This window comes from Peribacillus sp. NPDC101481 (assembly GCF_044767165.1).
Classification (GTDB): Bacteria; Bacillota; Bacilli; order Bacillales; family DSM-1321; genus Peribacillus.
This window is the reverse complement of record NZ_JBIWNJ010000002.1, coordinates 779,135-796,672: the sequence shown is the minus strand read 5'-3', so window position 1 is coordinate 796,672 and position 17,538 is coordinate 779,135. Positions and strand designations below refer to the sequence as shown.

18 protein-coding genes are annotated in these 17,538 nt (G+C 42.4%); 3 read left to right on the top strand and 15 right to left on the bottom strand.

From position 1 onward, the window contains the following. Positions 1-374: 374 nt before the first annotated feature. Entirely contained in the window at positions 375-2,534 is a 2,160-nt protein-coding gene (locus tag ACIROD_RS13850) for a PAS domain S-box protein (RefSeq protein ID WP_402941631.1), read from the bottom strand. 272 nt (positions 2,535-2,806) lie between these two features. Between ACIROD_RS13850 and ACIROD_RS13845 the strand changes: the two genes are divergently transcribed. Both ACIROD_RS13845 and ACIROD_RS13840 read left to right on the top strand, forming a co-directional pair. Continuing rightward, a complete protein-coding gene (locus tag ACIROD_RS13845; RefSeq protein WP_402941629.1) occupies positions 2,807-3,832 on the top strand; it encodes an acyltransferase family protein in 1,026 nt (341 codons plus the stop codon). Positions 3,833-4,026: 194 nt separating this feature from the next. Then, the gene (locus ACIROD_RS13840; protein WP_402942931.1) at positions 4,027-5,787 is read left to right on the top strand and encodes a B12-binding domain-containing radical SAM protein; all 1,761 of its coding nucleotides are present in this window, start codon (positions 4,027-4,029) and stop codon (positions 5,785-5,787) included. A 37-nt stretch (positions 5,788-5,824) separates the two neighbouring features. Here the strand turns inward: ACIROD_RS13840 and ACIROD_RS13835 are convergent, their stop codons facing one another. After that, a complete protein-coding gene (locus ACIROD_RS13835; protein WP_402941628.1) occupies positions 5,825-5,971 on the bottom strand; it encodes a hypothetical protein in 147 nt (48 codons plus the stop codon). Continuing rightward, on the bottom strand, positions 5,971-6,129 hold the full coding sequence (locus ACIROD_RS13830; protein ID WP_094246584.1) for a hypothetical protein: 159 nt from the start codon (positions 6,127-6,129) through the stop codon (positions 5,971-5,973). The genes ACIROD_RS13835 and ACIROD_RS13830 overlap by 1 nt, the downstream gene beginning before the upstream one ends. A 123-nt stretch (positions 6,130-6,252) precedes the next feature. On the opposite strand from ACIROD_RS13830, the gene ACIROD_RS13825 reads away from it, so the two are divergent. After that, a complete protein-coding gene (locus ACIROD_RS13825; protein ID WP_101224497.1) occupies positions 6,253-6,588 on the top strand; it encodes a DUF3905 domain-containing protein in 336 nt (111 codons plus the stop codon). A 60-nt stretch (positions 6,589-6,648) separates the two neighbouring features. Here ACIROD_RS13825 and ACIROD_RS13820 read toward each other — a convergent pair whose 3' ends face one another. From ACIROD_RS13820 to ACIROD_RS13765, 12 genes are all read right to left on the bottom strand, one after another. Beyond that, on the bottom strand, positions 6,649-7,626 hold the full coding sequence (locus ACIROD_RS13820) for a quinone oxidoreductase family protein (protein ID WP_101224496.1): 978 nt from the start codon (positions 7,624-7,626) through the stop codon (positions 6,649-6,651). Positions 7,627-7,642: 16 nt separating this feature from the next. Then, a complete protein-coding gene (locus tag ACIROD_RS13815) occupies positions 7,643-8,422 on the bottom strand; it encodes an enoyl-CoA hydratase/isomerase family protein (RefSeq protein WP_402941623.1) in 780 nt (259 codons plus the stop codon). A 17-nt stretch (positions 8,423-8,439) separates the two neighbouring features. Further along, positions 8,440-9,219, bottom strand: a complete 780-nt coding sequence (locus tag ACIROD_RS13810; RefSeq protein WP_101224494.1) for an SDR family NAD(P)-dependent oxidoreductase — start codon at positions 9,217-9,219, stop codon at positions 8,440-8,442. 28 nt (positions 9,220-9,247) lie between these two features. Continuing rightward, a complete protein-coding gene (locus ACIROD_RS13805) occupies positions 9,248-10,006 on the bottom strand; it encodes a 2-phosphosulfolactate phosphatase (protein ID WP_230177624.1) in 759 nt (252 codons plus the stop codon). A gap of 3 nt (positions 10,007-10,009) precedes the next feature. Next, positions 10,010-11,071 carry a phosphotransferase family protein gene (locus tag ACIROD_RS13800; RefSeq protein WP_402941618.1) on the bottom strand — a complete coding sequence of 354 codons (1,062 nt, stop codon included), beginning with the start codon at positions 11,069-11,071 and terminating at the stop codon, positions 10,010-10,012. Positions 11,072-11,090: 19 nt separating this feature from the next. Beyond that, entirely contained in the window at positions 11,091-11,492 is a 402-nt protein-coding gene (locus tag ACIROD_RS13795; RefSeq protein WP_101224492.1) for an acyl-CoA thioesterase, read from the bottom strand. A 16-nt stretch (positions 11,493-11,508) separates the two neighbouring features. Further along, a complete protein-coding gene (locus ACIROD_RS13790) occupies positions 11,509-12,288 on the bottom strand; it encodes an enoyl-CoA hydratase (protein ID WP_230177626.1) in 780 nt (259 codons plus the stop codon). Further along, positions 12,285-13,172, bottom strand: a complete 888-nt coding sequence (locus tag ACIROD_RS13785) for a 3-hydroxyacyl-CoA dehydrogenase family protein (protein ID WP_402941614.1) — start codon at positions 13,170-13,172, stop codon at positions 12,285-12,287. The genes ACIROD_RS13790 and ACIROD_RS13785 overlap by 4 nt, the downstream gene beginning before the upstream one ends. A 43-nt stretch (positions 13,173-13,215) precedes the next feature. Beyond that, positions 13,216-13,779: a TetR/AcrR family transcriptional regulator gene (locus ACIROD_RS13780; protein ID WP_402941611.1), complete on the bottom strand. Its 564-nt coding sequence runs from the start codon at positions 13,777-13,779 to the stop codon at positions 13,216-13,218. A 72-nt stretch (positions 13,780-13,851) separates the two neighbouring features. After that, positions 13,852-15,462, bottom strand: coding sequence for a long-chain-fatty-acid--CoA ligase (locus ACIROD_RS13775; RefSeq protein ID WP_402942927.1), 1,611 nt, complete (start codon positions 15,460-15,462; stop codon positions 13,852-13,854). A gap of 37 nt (positions 15,463-15,499) precedes the next feature. Then, positions 15,500-16,273 (bottom strand): SDR family oxidoreductase, encoded by a 774-nt coding sequence (locus ACIROD_RS13770; protein ID WP_101224488.1) that lies wholly within the window; start codon positions 16,271-16,273, stop codon positions 15,500-15,502. Beyond that, complete coding sequence (locus ACIROD_RS13765) at positions 16,270-17,499, bottom strand: acyl-CoA dehydrogenase (protein ID WP_402941608.1); 1,230 nt, start codon at positions 17,497-17,499, stop codon at positions 16,270-16,272. The genes ACIROD_RS13770 and ACIROD_RS13765 overlap by 4 nt, the downstream gene beginning before the upstream one ends. Between the last annotated feature and the right edge of the window lie 39 nt (positions 17,500-17,538).

Sequence of the window (17,538 nt, the reverse complement as noted above, 5' to 3'; positions counted from 1 at the left end):
TGAGGGGATTATTTGTTTCCGCTTAATTAATTCGGCACAGTTCCCTTTTATGAAAGCACAACATTTTTTATGAGCTTAATTGTGATTCCAAGATAATAATGATGGAACAAAAAAAGGAATCCAATAAAGGATTCCCCAGACTGTAGAAAATTCGAAGAAATGCCAGTCTGCCTGCAGTTTTTTAGGATAAGTACTATTTGTCCACTCCAGGCACACGCTTTCCGTTCCAATCCCTTTAATAAATTAGCTAGAACCTTTTTTCACGAAAAACGTCCTAGTTATTCTCAGAATCCACTCCCTTTCCGCCTACTGCCTTCCAAGCCACATCAAAGCAGGCATAGCCAGTTATTCGGCAGTAATGTCGCAAATATCTTTTACTCGAAAGGCAAATAAATATGAAAGCTCGTCCCTTTTCCCACTTCGCTTTCCACCTCTATATAGCCATTGTGCTCTTCAATGATTTTATAGCTGACCATGAGCCCCAGTCCGGTTCCCCTATCCTTCGTCGTATAAAAAGGTTCGCCCAATTTTTTTAGCATTTCCGTTGAAATCCCCATACCTTTATCGGTAATTGAGATGCAGCCGTATTTCTCTGAAAACCGGCTTGTTTTAATTTGAACAGATCCGCCATCCGGCATGACTTCCAATGCATTTTTGATGATGTTAATGAACACTTGCTTTAACTGGTTCGCTTCACATAAAACCTTAAATTCCTCTTCTTCAAAGTCTGTCTCGAATTGAATATTTTCCAACAGTGCCTGAGCGGCCAGTAATTCTAGTGTCTCTCTCAAAATTGTATGAACATCCTGTTTAAAAATTTTTAGCGCCTGCGGCTTTGCCAACACCAAAAATTCCGTGATAATGGATTCGATTCGCTTAATTTCGGATGTTATCACATGAAAATATGTGGAAAACTCCCCCTTGACACCATCCTCAAGTAACTGGATAAAACCTTTTAAGGCTGTCATTGGATTCCTGATTTCGTGAGCAATTCCGGCCGCCAGTTCACCAACGACATTCAAAGTATCCGATTTCCTGATCTGTTCCTGCATTTCGAGATTTTTACTCACATCTCGGAAAATGCTTAAATTCAGGTTCGAATATAAATTTTTCCTTGTCAAAAATTCAATATGCTTTACTCTTCCATCTTCGAATGTTATTGGAATGATGGATGAGTAGACCTCATGCTTATAAACATTTTCAATGTGAGCGTTCAAGACAGGAGCATTTTCAGGAATTTTTTTGATGAATCCCTTAACAGATAAAGAAAGCAGTTTACGCTTTGAAATCTCCAATATTTTTTGACCTGCTTCATTAATATCCGTGAACCCTTCATGATTCCAGAGAATCAAGCCGTCTAATGTTCCCTCAAAAATCTTCCTGAACTTCTTCTCACTATCCCTTAATTCCTTCTCAATCAACCAGCGCTCACTGACATTTCGAAATATCGTTACGTTATACCCGTCACCTTCATGTTTTTTGGCAGTCAATTCAAGCAATTTAATTTGGTTATTAGGCATTTTATAAATCAGCTCACCCCGAACTTGGGTGTCTCTTTCAAACGTTTCCATCATCTGACCAAAATGGTGATTATTGCTGTACACGTATTTCCAGATATAACTGCCTATCAAATCCTCTCTGCTGGATTCGAATATTTTACATGCTGAATGATTGACCCGAAAAATGATTCCATCATCATTCCAGAATATGATCGCATCCATCGACTGGTCGAATAATTCAGCAAAAATCCGTTCGCTCGTTTCTAACTTTTTTTCTATTATATTTGATTCTGTAATTTTTCGAAGCACCGACATATATAATTCATTTCCTACCGTTGAACTTATGGAAAAAGTAAAGTGATGCAGTTCATCCCCAACCTTAATCTCTACCTCTCCTTTGAAGTTCGACTCATAAAAGGCTCTTTGTATGCTCTCATCCCAATATCCCCGATAATCAAGGGATATGAGGTCCCTCATATTCTTACCGACAATCTCTTTTTTCGGGATGCCCATGACATGGATAAAGGCATGGTTCACTTCCATGATTATTCCTGAACTGTCGAATAGAACGATACTTTCTATGGCTGTATCAAAAATGTCCAAAAACATCTGCCTTGACATCCTTGTTTCCCTTGACGAAGAAACATCCAATGTCACATCCCTCAAACGATAGAACTGCTGTCCTTCGGAAAGCTCGCCTATACGAATAAACTCTATTTGCTTAAGGGCTCCGGTATGAAGCTGGATAATTTGCCTTTCAGGTTCATTCGAGGTTTTTAGGGAACTTGACACTTCCTGATTATTTAAAGGGATGACATCGAGAAAATCAGTTATCTTCATGGACTCCAGCTGATTTTTCGATGATTCCAGCAGGGCACATGAGGCATCATTGGCAAAAGTGATACGCAGTTCCTCATCAACCCTAATATAAGGCTCTGACATTGAATTGAAAATATTCAAAAACCCTTCGATTTGTTTATTCAACTTTATAATTTCCTGTTTATATCCCGTTTCATTCTCATAACCGATATTCATATTAACCCCCCTCATCAAAACCCCAACTTACCAAACTTTATTCGACATCCATCTTGATTTTCCTCGGTATTTTCGAAAAACGATAAAATTACAAAATTTTACTATATATCAAATGATAGTATATTGAATACTATAAAACTTCGCGTTAAGCTTAATTTAAGATTTTTATAATAAATTTAATAAATATTGATTTCGTACAAGGTATTTAGGGTATAAGAGATAACAATGCTTTCTTTCTAGCTACCTTAAAAATTTATTAAATGGAGGCAACAATGAAACAACGTGATTTTTTCTTCGATAACGCCAAGTTCATTCTCATGGCCTTTGTCGTCTTTGGACATTTGCTGAATACGTATATACATGACAGTGAAACGATTTATGCTTTATATAAAACCATTTATTCCTTTCACATGCCTGCCTTTATCCTGGTTTCAGGCTTCTTTGCAAAAGGTTTTTATCAAAAAGGGTATTTAGGTAAAATTACTAAAAAACTGATTTTACCCTACATCATTTTCCAATTGATATATACCGTTTACTATTATTTTTTATATGAACGCTCTGCCATCACCGTAGACCTGCTTGATCCCCAATGGTCGCTATGGTTCTTGATCAGTTTATTCTGCTGGAACATCATGCTGCTTGGTTTTTCAAAGCTAAAGCCATCAGTAGGCATAGGTTTATCAATCTTAATCGCATTATTGATTGGATATATTGACAATATCTCCAATTACCTTAGTCTTTCCAGGACATTCGTTTTTTTCCCGATGTTCTTGATCGGATACCATTTAAGCAAGGACCATTTAAAAAAACTTTTCACTCCCAAAATTCGTTTGGCTTCACTTAGTGTCATGTTAGTGATTTTTATCGGATTTTATTTAAATACCGATATCAATTATAAATGGCTGCTCGGTTCGAAACCATATGCCGAACTTGAAGATGCGACAATAGTGTCCATGTTCAAACGTCTGGGTTTTTATGGATTGAGCATAATTTCAGTGTTCAGCTTCCTTTCATTCATCCCACGCGGACAATATTTCTTTACGAATTGGGGTAAACAAACCCTTTATGTCTATCTGCTGCATGGTTTCTTCATTCGGTTCTTCCGTGAAAGCACCTTACAGGAATACTTCAGCAATACCGAGAGCTTCATCATGCTCGCCGGTCTCTCTTTCTTGATTACGGTGTTATTATCAAGTGAAATGATCGCTACGATGGCACAGCCGATCATCGAATTGAAGGCGACCAAAACAAAACGTTTCATGACTAAAACAAAAGAATATATTAAACAAGCTTTTTAAATAAAACGGATGAAGCATTTTCTGCTTTATCCGTTTTTATTTCATATCGACCTTCAAGGGAAAAGATTCCCCCTTCAATACAATAACTCATTTTTCAAATGAAGCACGCTATGGTAAAATTACTCGTTAGTGCTTGTTGGCTTAAAAAGACATGTACACGAAAGGAGTCAGGCGTTTACTTTACGCCCTTTAACATGAATATAATAATCAGTACTCTTAATGCAAAATATATCCATACATCGCTATCCATCCGATATTTAAAAGCTTATGCCCAGCCAGATTATGATGTACAGCTGGCGGAATATACAATAAAAGATCCGATTATGAACATAGTTGGTGACCTTCATTCCAAAAAACCTGACGTAATCGGGTTCAGCTGCTATATTTGGAACATCGAGGAAACAATGAAGGTCGTAGCCATGCTGAAGAAGATCAATCCAGAATTGGTTATCATCCTGGGCGGACCTGAAGTCACCTATGATGTTGGGGAATGGCTTGATCAGATTCCCGGGGCTGATTTCATCGTAATTGGCGAAGGTGAAGTTACCTTCAAGGCCCTTTTATCTGAAATCGAAGGTTCGAATGACTATAAGAAGGTCGGCGGCATTGCGTATCGGCAGGATGGGAGAAAAATCATCCAGCCTCAGAACGGCAAGGTTGATTTAAAATCCCTCCCTACTCCATATCGTTTGGAGGAAGACCGCGGAGATCTATCTAAACGTGTCACCTATATCGAAACTAGCCGAGGGTGCCCGTTCAGCTGCCAATTTTGCCTTTCATCGATTGAAGTGGGTGTCAGATATTTTGATCGGGAAAAGATTAAAGAAGATATCAGGTACCTTATGGCTAATGGTGCCAAGACAATTAAGTTCGTTGACAGAACGTTCAATATCAGCCGAAGCTATGCCATGGAAATGTTTCAATTCCTAATCGATGAACATCTTCCCGGTGTGGTTTTCCAATTCGAGATCACGGCAGACATCATGCGTCCGGAAGTTATCCAGTTCTTGAATGATCATGCCCCTGCAGGATTGTTCCGCTTTGAAATAGGAGTACAGTCGACGAATGATCATACGAATGATCTAGTAATGAGAAGGCAGAACTTCGAAAAACTGACAAGGACCGTAACCATGGTAAAAGAAGGACAGAAAATTGATCAGCATTTAGACCTTATTGCAGGTTTGCCTGAAGAAGATTATCATTCTTTCAGAAAGACCTTCAATGATGTTTTCGAGCTCAGACCCGAAGAGATGCAGCTTGGTTTCTTAAAGATGCTTCGTGGCACTGGCTTACGGATACGTGCCGATGAACACCAATATATATACAGCGAACATGCTCCCTATGAAATCCTGGGGAATAATGTTTTATCCTTCGATGACATTGTCCGCATTAAACAAGTTGAAGATGTCCTTGAAAAATACTGGAACGATCATAGAATGGACCATACCACGGAATATCTTGTCCAAACGGTATTTCAATCACCGTTCGACTTCTTTCAAGATTTCGGTACCTATTGGGATGAACAAGGGTGGTCACGAATCGGACATCAGCTTGAAGACTTGTTCAGACGTTTACAGCAGTTTTTGGCTTCCCGGGAATCTGCCGAACTGAAAAACATTATCGGACTCATGAAATTGGATTATTTCATCAATCAAAAATACAAACCACGTAAACCTTGGTGGGAAGCTTCATTAGATAAAAATGGGCGGAAAGAGATATATGAAGATATTCTGAATAACCCCGGACAGCTTGGTTCCTCTTTCACAGCTTTGGCCCTTAATGAAAAGGAAATACACAAACACACATTGCTCGAGGCACTTCCCTTTGATTTGGAAACGTATTTAGCTGAGGGAACAATCGTCGATAAACCATCGTTCATGCTTGCCTATTTTGATCCGAGTGGTAAGGGATCAACGATTTTCCCTCAATCAAAATCTGGCAGCATCATACTTTAAGAATAAGGACGGACCCAAGAATTGGGTCCGTCCTTATTTATTTATCACTTTCACGTTTTTTATTTTCTTTTGCCAAAATCTCATAAATTTTTGTTGCGTTCATATCGCCGCTGAATTCGATTCCAAATTCCGTCCGTACATGTTCCCCCATCTTTTCCGCGCTGTCCCGTTTTTCTTTATCCATTAACTTCTTCCTTTTCTGCCCTGCTTTGAATTGCGGTTGGCACCTTTCATCGCGTTTTCCTCCATTGCGAACTCATTGGAAAATTCATTTTCAGCTTGGTTTCTTTTTGGCGTTTTACTTGCTTTGACAGCACCATCCACATTGGCTTTCCGTTTCATTTTCATCCACCCTTTTTAATATAGTTTACTTCTTTAGAATGGGGTAAAAATGCCGGAAATTATTCAGGGATAATATAGGGACAGACGAGAAAAATAATCGTAAAACGGAAAGGGAGTCGCTATATGAAGAAAAAATTGGATTCACCAATTATCGACGATACACAACCGCACCAAATTAACGCACCAAGCTTTAAAGGAACCGGCATAAAACCAAAGGCTCCATTCGTTAATGATTATGGAGTCGTCATCGGCGACAGTAAATATGCATCCGAAAACTCACCACTTGAAAATTGGAGTGAAGATACAGATCCGGAAATCATGGCTGGAGACGAATGGATACACCCCACCAATGATATAGGCTGGAATACAACTGAAAACCGTGAATTGTTAGAGGCTAAAAGAGCACCGCAGCCGCCTTTCATGCATCCCGATAAGGATGTCAGCACCGATGCGGATTGAGTCGTTCTAGAAGGGCAAGAATCCCATTATCATACAAGGGGTGCATCACACCCCTTCTTCTCATTTAACCTGCAAAATCAACTTCCCTTTTGTTTGACGTGCGTTCATTTCCTCATGGACGGCTGCTGCCTTTTCAATTGGATAGATGCCGCCGATGGTTAGCTTAAGTTCCCCAGACGCGACGTATGCAAAAAGTTCTTGAATGCTGGGCAACAGTAAATCTGGGTGTTTCATGATCTGTGGCAAGAAAAAACCTACAACGGATTGATTGCGCCTCATTAATTGCTGCGGATTCATCGTATATGGCTTACGGCTGGCATTACCAAAAACAACTAGACGTCCGAATGGTGCCAAACATTTCAATGTTTTATTGAAAATATCCCCTCCAGCCATTTCCAGCGCCACGTCGACTCCCTTTCCTCCCGTGACCTCACGGACTTCCATTTCCCATCCTTCTTTCGTGTAATCGATGAGTTCATCTGCCCCCATCTCTTTAGCCAGTTTCAACTTTTCCACTGTGCTGGCTGTGGCAATCACTTTTCCAGCCCCGAAGATTTTGGCTAGCTGGACAGCAATCGTTCCTACTCCACCTGCAGCAGCATGGACCAATACCGTATCCCCCTGTTGCATGCGACCCATTGTCTTTAAAATATGATAGGCGCTCAGACCTTGAAGGGGCAGGGCAACAGCTTCATGGAACTGAATGGCATCAGGAAGCGGAATGGCCGAGAACTCATCAGATAGGGCGTATTCCGAATACCCACCTGATTCAATTAAACTCACGACCCTTGTACCAGGTTTGATTTTAGTCACCTTTCCACCAACTTCCACCACAACGCCAGCCACTTCCGCACCTGGAATGAAAGGAAGCGGCGTAGGTACTACATATTGCCCTTCCCTTCTGGCTGTATCTGCATAATTGACGCCGACACAATCGATTTCAATCAGAACTTCATGCCCAGTTGGCACGGGTCTTTCCATTTCAGTCAATTTCAGTACTTCCGGTCCGCCGTATTCTTCAAAATGAATGGCTCTCATCTATATCCCTCCCTCATTAATTCCCTGTAAATTCCGGTTTTCTCTTTTCTTTGAATGCTGCAACTCCCTCCAGATGATCTTCTGTTGAAGCCATCAAGGTTTGCGTGATGCGCTCTTGTTCGAGTATTTCATCAAGTGTAGCTGTAAATGAATGACTTACGAGCTTTTTCATCATTCCATAAGCCTTTGTCGGTCCATTTGCCAGCTTTTCCGCAAGTTTCAATGATTCTTCTTCAAGTTGATTGAGTGGGTATAAATAATTAATGACACCTAACTGGTATAAGCGCTCCGCAGAAATCGGTTCGGCAGAAAAGAAGAGCTGCTTTGCAAGGTGGGGCCCTACTAACTTAGGTAAAAAATACGAGCCCCCTCCATCAGAAATCAGGCCTACCTGTGAAAAACTCATGGCAAATTGACTATCATCGGAAGCCACGATCAAATCACAAGCGAGTGCCAAATTGAATCCTGCCCCTGCCGCAAATCCATGGACGGCAGCGATTACGGGAACCTCAGAGGCATCGAGAGCCATTATGCATTCGTTCATTCTGCCGACATGATCATACAATTGACCTGCAGAGGCCTTCCCCATCGACTTTACGTCTCCTCCTGCAGTGAACGACCTTCCCGCCCCTTTAATGACGACGGCCCTTATATGTGGTGTATGTTTTACATCCTTAATCGCTTTCGTTAAGCTTGCGATCATATCAGGACTAAACGCATTCAAACTTTCAGGACGATTCAAAGTAAGGATCATTACATTATCGATTACTTCTGTCAATAAGTGTTCTTTTAACATTTACCCATCCCCTTTTTCTATTTGATCAACCAGCCGCCATCCACCAATAAATCCGTCCCAGTCATATAGGAAGCCTCCGGGGAAGCAGCAAAGGTAATGACATTACTTATTTCCTCCGCTCTCCCCACTCTTTCCAGTGCCGTGTTCCGTTGAATGGACTTTACGAATTTTTCATTTTGCAATCCATCCTCCGTCAATGGAGTTTCAATGAATCCAGGTGATACGGAATTGACCCGAATGCCGACTGCAGCGAGTTCCAGTGCCAATGATTTAGTTAAACTGATGACACCTGCTTTAGCAGAGCTGTAATGCGGGATGAATGCACCTGCCTGATGCCCTGACAGTGAAGCCACATTCACGATTGCCCGATTGGCGGAGCCTTCATTACCACTGCCCGCTCCTTCTTCCATCACTTTCCCCAAGTACTTGGAAACAAGAAAGACACTTTTCAAATTGACATGCTGAATCATATCCCAATCAGCAGCAGATGTATCCAAAAGCTTCGAGGACTTTGATCCACCTGCGTTATTGATTAAAATGTGAAGGTCACGATATTGTTCCTTCACAAACATGGCCAGTTCTATTACATCCTCCTCGACGGTAACATCTGCAGGGAAAATGTCGGCCACGGGAATCGTATGCCTCGCATTGATTTCTGCAGCTGCCTCCTCCAGCTTTCCTTTCGTCCGCCCTACCAATAACACTTTTGCCCCTTCGTCCGATAGGCGCATCGCTGTAGCTTTCCCAATACCGGAGCCTGCACCTGTCACCACCGCTATTGATTGTGAAAACCTCATCCCCTTCACTCCTTATCTGGATTTTGAACTACGTTTCCTGCCTTTTCAATTCAGCTTCGATCCTTCCATCCACCAACTCCGGGACAAGATCCAACGAACCTTTTTGCGCCGCCAATTCCAAATCGGCAATCAAACTATGTTTGTCAAACAGCTGTCCGACATATGATGATTTCAGGATATCAAAGGCATTTTCGCTATTCGTGCGATAAAGCGCATTGGCAGCCTTTGCTGCATCGTTGAGTATGAAAGAGCCTTGCGAACCAGCAATCAGGCAATCTATCAAATGACCTGCACCGTAAAAGTCTTCCAGACTGAATTCACCTGAATTTCCCGAGCAAACGATGATGATCGTTTCTGTTTTATGATGTTTTCTTATTTTTTCTGCAACAGACGGATTATTCAACAAAGATGCGATATAAACCTTTTTGGCAGCTGCAGAATTTCTCAGCGCAACCGTTCCATTAGTCGTGGAAAGTATTAATGTTTTGCCGCGTACCAACTTACTCAATAGCGTCGGACTCGGATACATTAAATCATCAACCGGCTTAGCTTTTAGTTCCCCTGCAACTACAACATCCCCATGGTCCAATTCCTGGCTTTTCACCAAGGCATCCACTGGATCCATGACAGGTATCACCTGGCGTGCTCCCTCATGAAGTGCTGAAATAATCGTAGTGGTCGCTAATAATACATCAAGTACGACCGCAACTTTTTCCCCTTCTTGAAGCTTTTTTCCATCTATCTCTTCTTTTTTTAGCAGCAAATGAATGTTTTGTATATATTCCATATATTAAACTTCCTTCGCAGCTACATTTGCTGCATGAGTGAGTAAGCTTTTAACCATTTTTCCGAGATTGGAAAAACGGGGATCATTAGTCTGGCCTTTTTTATATCGATAATAAATTTGCTGAAGAATGACAGCCAACTTAAAGTAACCAAATGTTAAATAAAAATCGACGTTGGAAACATCCCTGCCGCTTCTAGCTGCATACATCTCGATAAATTCCCTTCGTGTCGGGAAACCAGGTAAAGTGGTGACGGATCCTTTACCCACACCGATTTTGATAAGTTCCGGATCACCGCTTTCCGTCCAGTAGCTTAAAGCCACTCCTAGATCGGCTAACGGATCACCAACGGTGGACATTTCCCAATCAAATAAACCAACCATCTCTGTAAGGTCCTGGTTAAACATGGCATTATTGATCTTATAGTCATAATGGATAATGGAAGTCTGGCTATGTTTCGGGATATACTGTTGAAAATAATCGATGAGCGGTCGAATTTCCTTGATTTCATCTGTCTTTGCTCTCTCATAGCGGGAAATCCATCCGCGCACTTGTCTTTCAATGAACCCTTCAGGTTTGGAGATTTCCACCAACGCAGTTTTCTCATAGGAAATCGAGTGAAGATCAGCAAGCCGATCGACCATGACATGAGAAAGCTGTCGGCACTTTTCAACAGTAGGCTCGATTCCCTTGGGAAATTCGGTATCTATTACGATTCCATGTTTCCTTTCCATTAGGAAAAAAGGGGCCCCCGCAATCGATTCATCATCCGAGAACAGAATAGGCTCGGGAGCCGCTTGAAAATATGGGTTGATTGAGGAAAGGATATGATGTTCACGCTTCATATCATGTGCCTTTGGCGCAACAGGGCCAAGCGGTGGCCTTCTTAGAACAGCCTCCCACTCACCAATTTTCAGCTGATAAGTCAAATTGGAATAGCCCGTTGAAAATTGTTGCAATTCTAACGGTTCATTTGGAAGGCCCAATACATTTTTTCTTAGGAAACCTTCTAATGCACCAATATTCAGTTCCTCGCCGGGCCGAACAGGAATCGTATCGCCAACCATGTTCTTCCACTCCTTCATTCTAATTATGAACAAGATGTGAAATGAGTTTTTCTTTAATCATTTCAGGAATAGGTTCACTTTTTTGATTCAAAAAATTAAAACAAACTAAAACTGCACTTCCCTTAGCAATGATTTCCCCAGTTTGTGAGCAAAGGATATCATGGGCCATTTCACAACTTTTCGTCCCTACCTTTTTTATAGATGAACGAATGGTCAAGAGTTGATTGAAATATCCCTGAGCAATAAAGTCGCATTTAGTGGAGGCTAACAAAAAGTTCCATGACTCGACATTCGTAGCCAAGCCCAACGCTTCAAAAAATTTCATTCGCGCTTCTTCAAGGTAAATGAAATAGCTTGTGTTATTGATGTGGCCCAAAGCATCCGTTTCGGAAAAACGGACGTCGACTTCCAATTCATGCATAAGACCCCTCCTTGAATTAACGATGCACAAAAGCAGGTTTACGTTTATCCAAGAAAGCGGAAACCCCTTCTTTAACATCTTCAGTTTGGAAGATTTCTTCAAAAAGATTCGTTTCAATCTCCAGACCTTGTTCAAGCGTGGCTTCACTGCCTTCATTAATCGCCTTTTTGATTCTCGAAAGTGCCTGAAGTGAGTGCCTTGTCATTCGTGAGGCCAAGATTTTCGCTTCCGATAAGCCGCAGCCTTGCTCGACGACTTTATTGACAAGCCCGATCTTTTCCGCTTCCATGGCACCTAGCGGATCACCGGTAAATATAATCTCTTTTGCCTTTGCGTTTCCGACAAGTCTGGACAAACGCTGTGTACCGCCAGCTCCAGGAAATAAGCCTAATTTCACTTCCGGCAGACCAATTTGAACCTGTGTTTCAGCCACTCGCAAATCACAGGCCAGAGCCAGTTCACATCCACCGCCCAAAGTCAGGCCATTTAATACAGCTATTGTAGGTTTAGGAAACTGGTCTATTTTGGTTAGGACGGCATGACCCTCCTTTACAATTTCCTTCATATTCGGGTTCCCCATCATGCTAGGGAATTCTTTTATATCAGCACCAGCCGCAAATGCGATATTGCCTGCACCTGTTATGAGTACCGCAACTGTTTCATTATCTTTTGAAAGTTCATCGAATGTTTCTCCCAACTCCCTGAATACTTGTTTACTGATTACGTTTAATGGAGGATTATCGATGGTGATGATCGCAAGCTTATTTTCCTTAACCACTCTAATTAATTTTGTCATCGATTCTTCACCCCTTGATTTGGATAATCATACCAGCCTTTTCCTGTTTTCCTTCCTAAATCCCCTTTTTTCACCTTTTCTGCTATACAAGCATTCGGCTTGTCTTCTGGATTTCCAGTTTCATTGTATCGCTGCTGCATGACAAAATATCCTACATCAATACCTGATAGATCCATCAGTTCAAAAGGGCCGATGGGATGGCCTAAAGCTTTCCTGCAAATTAAATCGATATCCTTATAATCCACAATTCCTTCTTCATACAAATATAGGGCCTCACGCTGCAACGCTCCCAAAATTCTATTGGCTACGAATCCCGATATCTCTTTTCTCAACAAAACTCCTGTCCTATTCATTTTCTCTGTCACTTCCATCGCAAGCTCGGCTGTTTCCTCCGATGTTTGATCACTCATGACAACCTCAACACAATCCATAACTAGAGGCGGAAAAAAGAAATGCATATTAATAAACTTATCCGGGCGCTTCGTCACACTCGCAAGCAGGCTATTGACGATCGTTGAACTATTCGTAGCAAAAATGGTTTCCGCGGAGGCGAATTCTTCAAGTTTAGCGAAGACCTCCTGTTTCACATCAAGTTTTTCAACTACCGCTTCAATGATCAGATCAGCTCCACTCGCCGCTTTCTCAAGATCGGTAGTATATTGAAGACGGCTAAAAGCAGCCAATTTACGATCTTCCGACAATTTTCCTTTTTGAACCCATTTAGTCAAAATGGCGTCCAGTTTTTCTCTGGCTGTATTCAACGCTAATTCCTGAACATCCTGAAGAATCGTTTCGTACCCTCCAAGTGCAGCAAGCATCGCAATTTGATGCCCCATCTGCCCGGCCCCAATTACGGTTATCGATTGAATTTGCTTGTTGGCCATGCCTTCTATCTCCCTTCAACTAACTGGTTAGTATGTTACCTGGTCACGCTTCAATTCCCTGCAGAATCATCCCCATAAAAATGGAGGCAACTTCCTGTTCGTTTTTTTCACCTTCTGGGTCGAACCAATGATAGCTCCAATTGGCTACACCCAAAATAGCGAAAGAGATGATGGATGCATCGAGATTGGAACGTAGTTCTCCGCTCTCGATGCCGCTAATCAGCACTTGCTCGATTTTATTACGGAACTCATCCCGCTTAGGAAGGATTTGTGCAAGTTTTTCGTCACTTAGATTTTTCATTTCACGGAAAAAGACCGTTGCGCTGGATTTTTTGGTTTTGATGCTTTTTATAAGCATATATACCATATCGAAAAGCTTATCCTTACAGCTTTTCCCACGTTCCGAAATGATCATTTCCTGCTCACTAAGCAACTCGTCTATATAAGCGAGATGAATATCCATAAGCAATTGCTCTTTGCTCGTAAAGTAATAATAAAACGTTCCCTTCGTCACCCCGACCGATTCGACGATATCAGAAATCGACGTTTCACTAAAGCCCTTCTTTTCAAATAAGCGTATGCTATGTTCTGTCATTTTTTCTTTCATGTAAGCACCCTCGCAATCTGTTAAAATTTCAGCTGAATTGATATCATACGCTTTCGTACTATCAAAGCCCTCTTATTTCCTGGAAAGTTCTTCTCTTAAAGCCCGCCTTAAAATCTTTCCGACATTTGTTTTCGGTAACTCTTCACGAAATTCAACGAAATGCGGAACTTTATAGGCCGATAGGTTGGCACGGCAGTAGTCGATGATTTCCCGCTCATTTGCCGTTTTATTATTTTTAAGTACAAGCACCGCTTTTACCGACTCTCCTCGGTACGCATCCGGAACGCCGATGACAACCGCTTCCTGGACAGCAGGATGTTCATAAAGCACTTCCTCCACATCTCGCGGATATATATTATAACCACTTGCGATGATCAAATCTTTTTTCCTATCGACAATATAGAGATACCCGTCATCATCAACTTTGGCGATATCACCCGTATAAAGCCAACCATCTCTAAGGGTTACCGCCGTTTCCTCCGGCATATTCCAGTACCCTTTCATCACTTGTGGTCCCTTGACGACCAATTCCCCCATTTCGCCAGTGGCCACTTCTTTTGTCCCGTCTCCCAGGTCCATCACTTTATATTCAGTCGAAGGGATTCCGATCCCGACGCTCCCCGGCTTCCTTTTTGCAAATACCGGATTACAATGAGTTGTTGGCGAAGCTTCCGTAAGACCGTAGCCTTCCAATATCTTTGCACCTGATTTTCGTTCGAACTCACGCAGCAGTTCCACGGGCATCGGTGCACTTCCGCTGTTACAGACCTGAATTGAGCCCATTCCATATTCTTCTGCCCTCGGGTGATTCGTCAACGCTACATACATGGTGGGAACACCAGGAAAAGTGGTCGGCTGTTCACGCTTTATCGTTTCCAGCACTTCTTCTATTTCAAATCGGGGCAGCATGATCGAGTCACCCGCGATATACACGGATAAATTCATTGCGGACGACATTCCAAAAACATGAAAAAGCGGGATGACCGACAGCGTTCTTTCAGTACCTATTTTTAATTCATGCTTGAAGAATTCATACGTTTGAACGACATTGGCCAGAATATTGCTGTGTGTCAGCATCGCTCCTTTTGAACGGCCAGTCGTTCCTCCTGTATACTGAAGAACGGCTATATCATTTTCCGGATCGATTGATACTGGATTGATTTTGCCATCTCCTGTTTTCATGAATTGGTCAAACGAAGCATCAGGCTGAAAATCTGCATCCGAAGTCTGCAGGCTTACGACGATAATATTTTTCAAATTTGCATGTTGCTGTACACTTTTCACTTTCGGGTATAATCCGTCCAATACAACGATCGTTTCTGCACCGGAGTCTTGTAAAATATGCTGCAGCTCCCTTTCAACCAGCATTGGGTTAATTTGTGTGATAATGGCTCCTGTTGTCAACGAACCATAATACGCAATGACGTATTGCGGACAGTTAGGCAGCATGATGGCGACACGGTCGCCTTTTTGAACACCTTTTTTTTGCAGGGCTGAAGCAAAGGCTTGCGACGCATGAAAAAGTTCCTGATAGGATATCTTTCGGTCATAAAAAGTAATAGCTGTATTGTTTGGATGGGACTGAGATGCATTTTGAAGGATTCTTTGCATCGGAAACTCAGGGACTTTGATTTCCTTTGATATTGAATCAGGATAAACGGACAGCCATTTTTTTTCATTCATCATTTCATACCCTCCAGCCATATTTACTTACCTTTCATTACTTTGCATGTGAACCCCCATCGACGATCAGGATATTTCCAGTCACAAAATCAGATGCCTTCGAGGCAAGGAAAACCGCTGCCCCTTTTAAATCATCATCACTCCCTAATCTTTTTAGCGGAGTGGAATCCAAGATAGGATTCTTTCCTTGCTCAAGAACCCCTTTCGTCATTTTTGTCGGAAAGAATCCTGGTGCGATTGCATTTACATTGATATTATGCTGACCCCATTTAACAGCTAAATCCTTCGTTAAAGTAATGACCGCCCCTTTACTCGTATTATATCCGACCGTATCGAGCACCCTAGGGTCGGTCCCCCCTAATCCGGCGACGGAAGCGATATTTATGATTTTCCCATGTCCCTGCTCAATCATGACCCTGCCTGCTGTCTGGCTCATGATAAAGGTTCCGGTTACATTGACATTCATCACCTTCTGCCATGCTTCAAGGGGCATGTCGATGGCCGGTGCCCCCCAGGATGCCCCGCTATTGTTTACTAAAATGTCGATGGCACCGAATTCTCGGCAAGTTTCGTTAACAACTTCCTGTACATCTGACGGATTGGTGATATCACACTTGAAGGAAAGCGCCTTGACTCCAAGCTTTTCGATTTGTGAAGCAACTTCGTCGCATGCCTCCTTCTTCCTTGAACAAAGAACTACATTCGCCCCAGCTTCGGCAAAGCCAGTCGCTATTTGTGCTCCCAATCCTCTCCCTCCGCCGGTTATGATCGCCGTCTTTCCAGTCAAATCGAATAAATCGGTAACTTTCATATTTTCACCTCATGCTTTTGTTGGTATTTTCGAAGTTCTATTTTAGCAACTTGTGAGCGGTGAACTTCATCTGGCCCATCAGCAAGCCTTAACGTCCGTGCATTTGCCCAATGTGCAGCAAAAGGGAAATCATCGGAGATCCCTGCAGCTCCAAAGCCTTGGATGGCCCTGTCCAGCACTTTCAATGCCATATTTGGTGCCACCACTTTTATCATGGCAATCTCCGCCTTCGCTTCCTTGTTCCCGACAGTATCCATCATATAAGCGGCTTTTAGGGTCAGAAGTCTCGCTTGTTCGATTTCAATCCGTGAATCTGCGACCCACTCCATGATCACACCTTGTCTCGCCAATGTTTTACCAAAAGCGACACGATTTTGAATGCGCTTACATAATTCTTCAAGTGCTCTTTCAGCAGCGCCGATCAGCCTCATGCAATGATGAATCCTTCCGGGTCCGAGTCGTCCTTGGGCAATTGCAAATCCTTTGCCTTCACCCCATAGAATATTCGTTGCCGGGACCCTCACATTTTCAAAAGTGATTTCAGCATGGCCATGCGGGGCATGATCATAGCCAAACACAGGGAGCATTCTCTCGATTTTGACACCCGGTGTATCCAGCGGTACAAGAATCATTGACTGTTGTTCATGCTTGGACGCCTCAGGATCTGTCTTACCCATGACGATGGCAATCTTGCATCGAGGATCGCCTGCTCCCGAAGACCACCATTTTCGGCCGTTTATGACATACTCATTACCCGTCTTTTCTATCCTGCATTCGATATTGGTCGCATCGGAAGACGCCACTTCCGGTTCCGTCATCGAGAAGCATGAGCGGATTTCCCCAGCAAGCAAGGGCTTCAGCCAGCGTTCTTTATGTTCCTCCGAACCGTATCGCACCAACACTTCCATATTACCTGTGTCCGGCGCATTACAGTTGAAGATTTCAGGTCCTATCGTCGACCTACCCATGATTTCACAAAGCGGGGCATATTCTAGATTTGTTAAACCCGCACCGTAATCGCTATCAGGTAAAAATAAATTCCATAATCCTTCTTCCTTTGCTTTTGCCGTCAATTCAGATAATATCGGGGGTATTTCACTCCAGCGGCTCTTCTGTGCTTCGAGCTGCTTTTTGTATATTGATTCATTTGGGTATACGTACTTTTCCATGAATTCCGTTAACTTCTTTTCCAAGTTTTTCACCTTTTGAGTATGTTCAAAGTTCAAATTGAATCCTCCTTTTAAACTAACTGACCGGTTAGTATG

Excerpts from the sequence above, each read along its gene's own strand:
- ACIROD_RS13850 (WP_402941631.1), bottom strand. The coding sequence starts at position 2,534 with ATGAATATCGGTTATGAGAATGAAACGGGATATAAACAGGAAATTATA.
- ACIROD_RS13845 (WP_402941629.1), top strand. The coding sequence starts at position 2,807 with ATGAAACAACGTGATTTTTTCTTCGATAACGCCAAGTTCATTCTCATG.
- ACIROD_RS13840 (WP_402942931.1), top strand. The coding sequence starts at position 4,027 with ATGAATATAATAATCAGTACTCTTAATGCAAAATATATCCATACATCG.
- ACIROD_RS13835 (WP_402941628.1), bottom strand. The coding sequence starts at position 5,971 with ATGGATAAAGAAAAACGGGACAGCGCGGAAAAGATGGGGGAACATGTA.
- ACIROD_RS13830 (WP_094246584.1), bottom strand. The coding sequence starts at position 6,129 with ATGAAACGGAAAGCCAATGTGGATGGTGCTGTCAAAGCAAGTAAAACG.
- ACIROD_RS13825 (WP_101224497.1), top strand. The coding sequence starts at position 6,253 with ATGAAGAAAAAATTGGATTCACCAATTATCGACGATACACAACCGCAC.
- ACIROD_RS13820 (WP_101224496.1), bottom strand. The coding sequence starts at position 7,626 with ATGAGAGCCATTCATTTTGAAGAATACGGCGGACCGGAAGTACTGAAA.
- ACIROD_RS13815 (WP_402941623.1), bottom strand. The coding sequence starts at position 8,422 with ATGTTAAAAGAACACTTATTGACAGAAGTAATCGATAATGTAATGATC.
- ACIROD_RS13810 (WP_101224494.1), bottom strand. The coding sequence starts at position 9,219 with ATGAGGTTTTCACAATCAATAGCGGTGGTGACAGGTGCAGGCTCCGGT.
- ACIROD_RS13805 (WP_230177624.1), bottom strand. The coding sequence starts at position 10,006 with ATGGAATATATACAAAACATTCATTTGCTGCTAAAAAAAGAAGAGATA.
- ACIROD_RS13800 (WP_402941618.1), bottom strand. The coding sequence starts at position 11,071 with ATGGTTGGCGATACGATTCCTGTTCGGCCCGGCGAGGAACTGAATATT.
- ACIROD_RS13795 (WP_101224492.1), bottom strand. The coding sequence starts at position 11,492 with ATGCATGAATTGGAAGTCGACGTCCGTTTTTCCGAAACGGATGCTTTG.
- ACIROD_RS13790 (WP_230177626.1), bottom strand. The coding sequence starts at position 12,288 with ATGACAAAATTAATTAGAGTGGTTAAGGAAAATAAGCTTGCGATCATC.
- ACIROD_RS13785 (WP_402941614.1), bottom strand. The coding sequence starts at position 13,172 with ATGGCCAACAAGCAAATTCAATCGATAACCGTAATTGGGGCCGGGCAG.
- ACIROD_RS13780 (WP_402941611.1), bottom strand. The coding sequence starts at position 13,779 with ATGAAAGAAAAAATGACAGAACATAGCATACGCTTATTTGAAAAGAAG.
- ACIROD_RS13775 (WP_402942927.1), bottom strand. The coding sequence starts at position 15,462 with ATGAATGAAAAAAAATGGCTGTCCGTTTATCCTGATTCAATATCAAAG.
- ACIROD_RS13770 (WP_101224488.1), bottom strand. The coding sequence starts at position 16,273 with ATGAAAGTTACCGATTTATTCGATTTGACTGGAAAGACGGCGATCATA.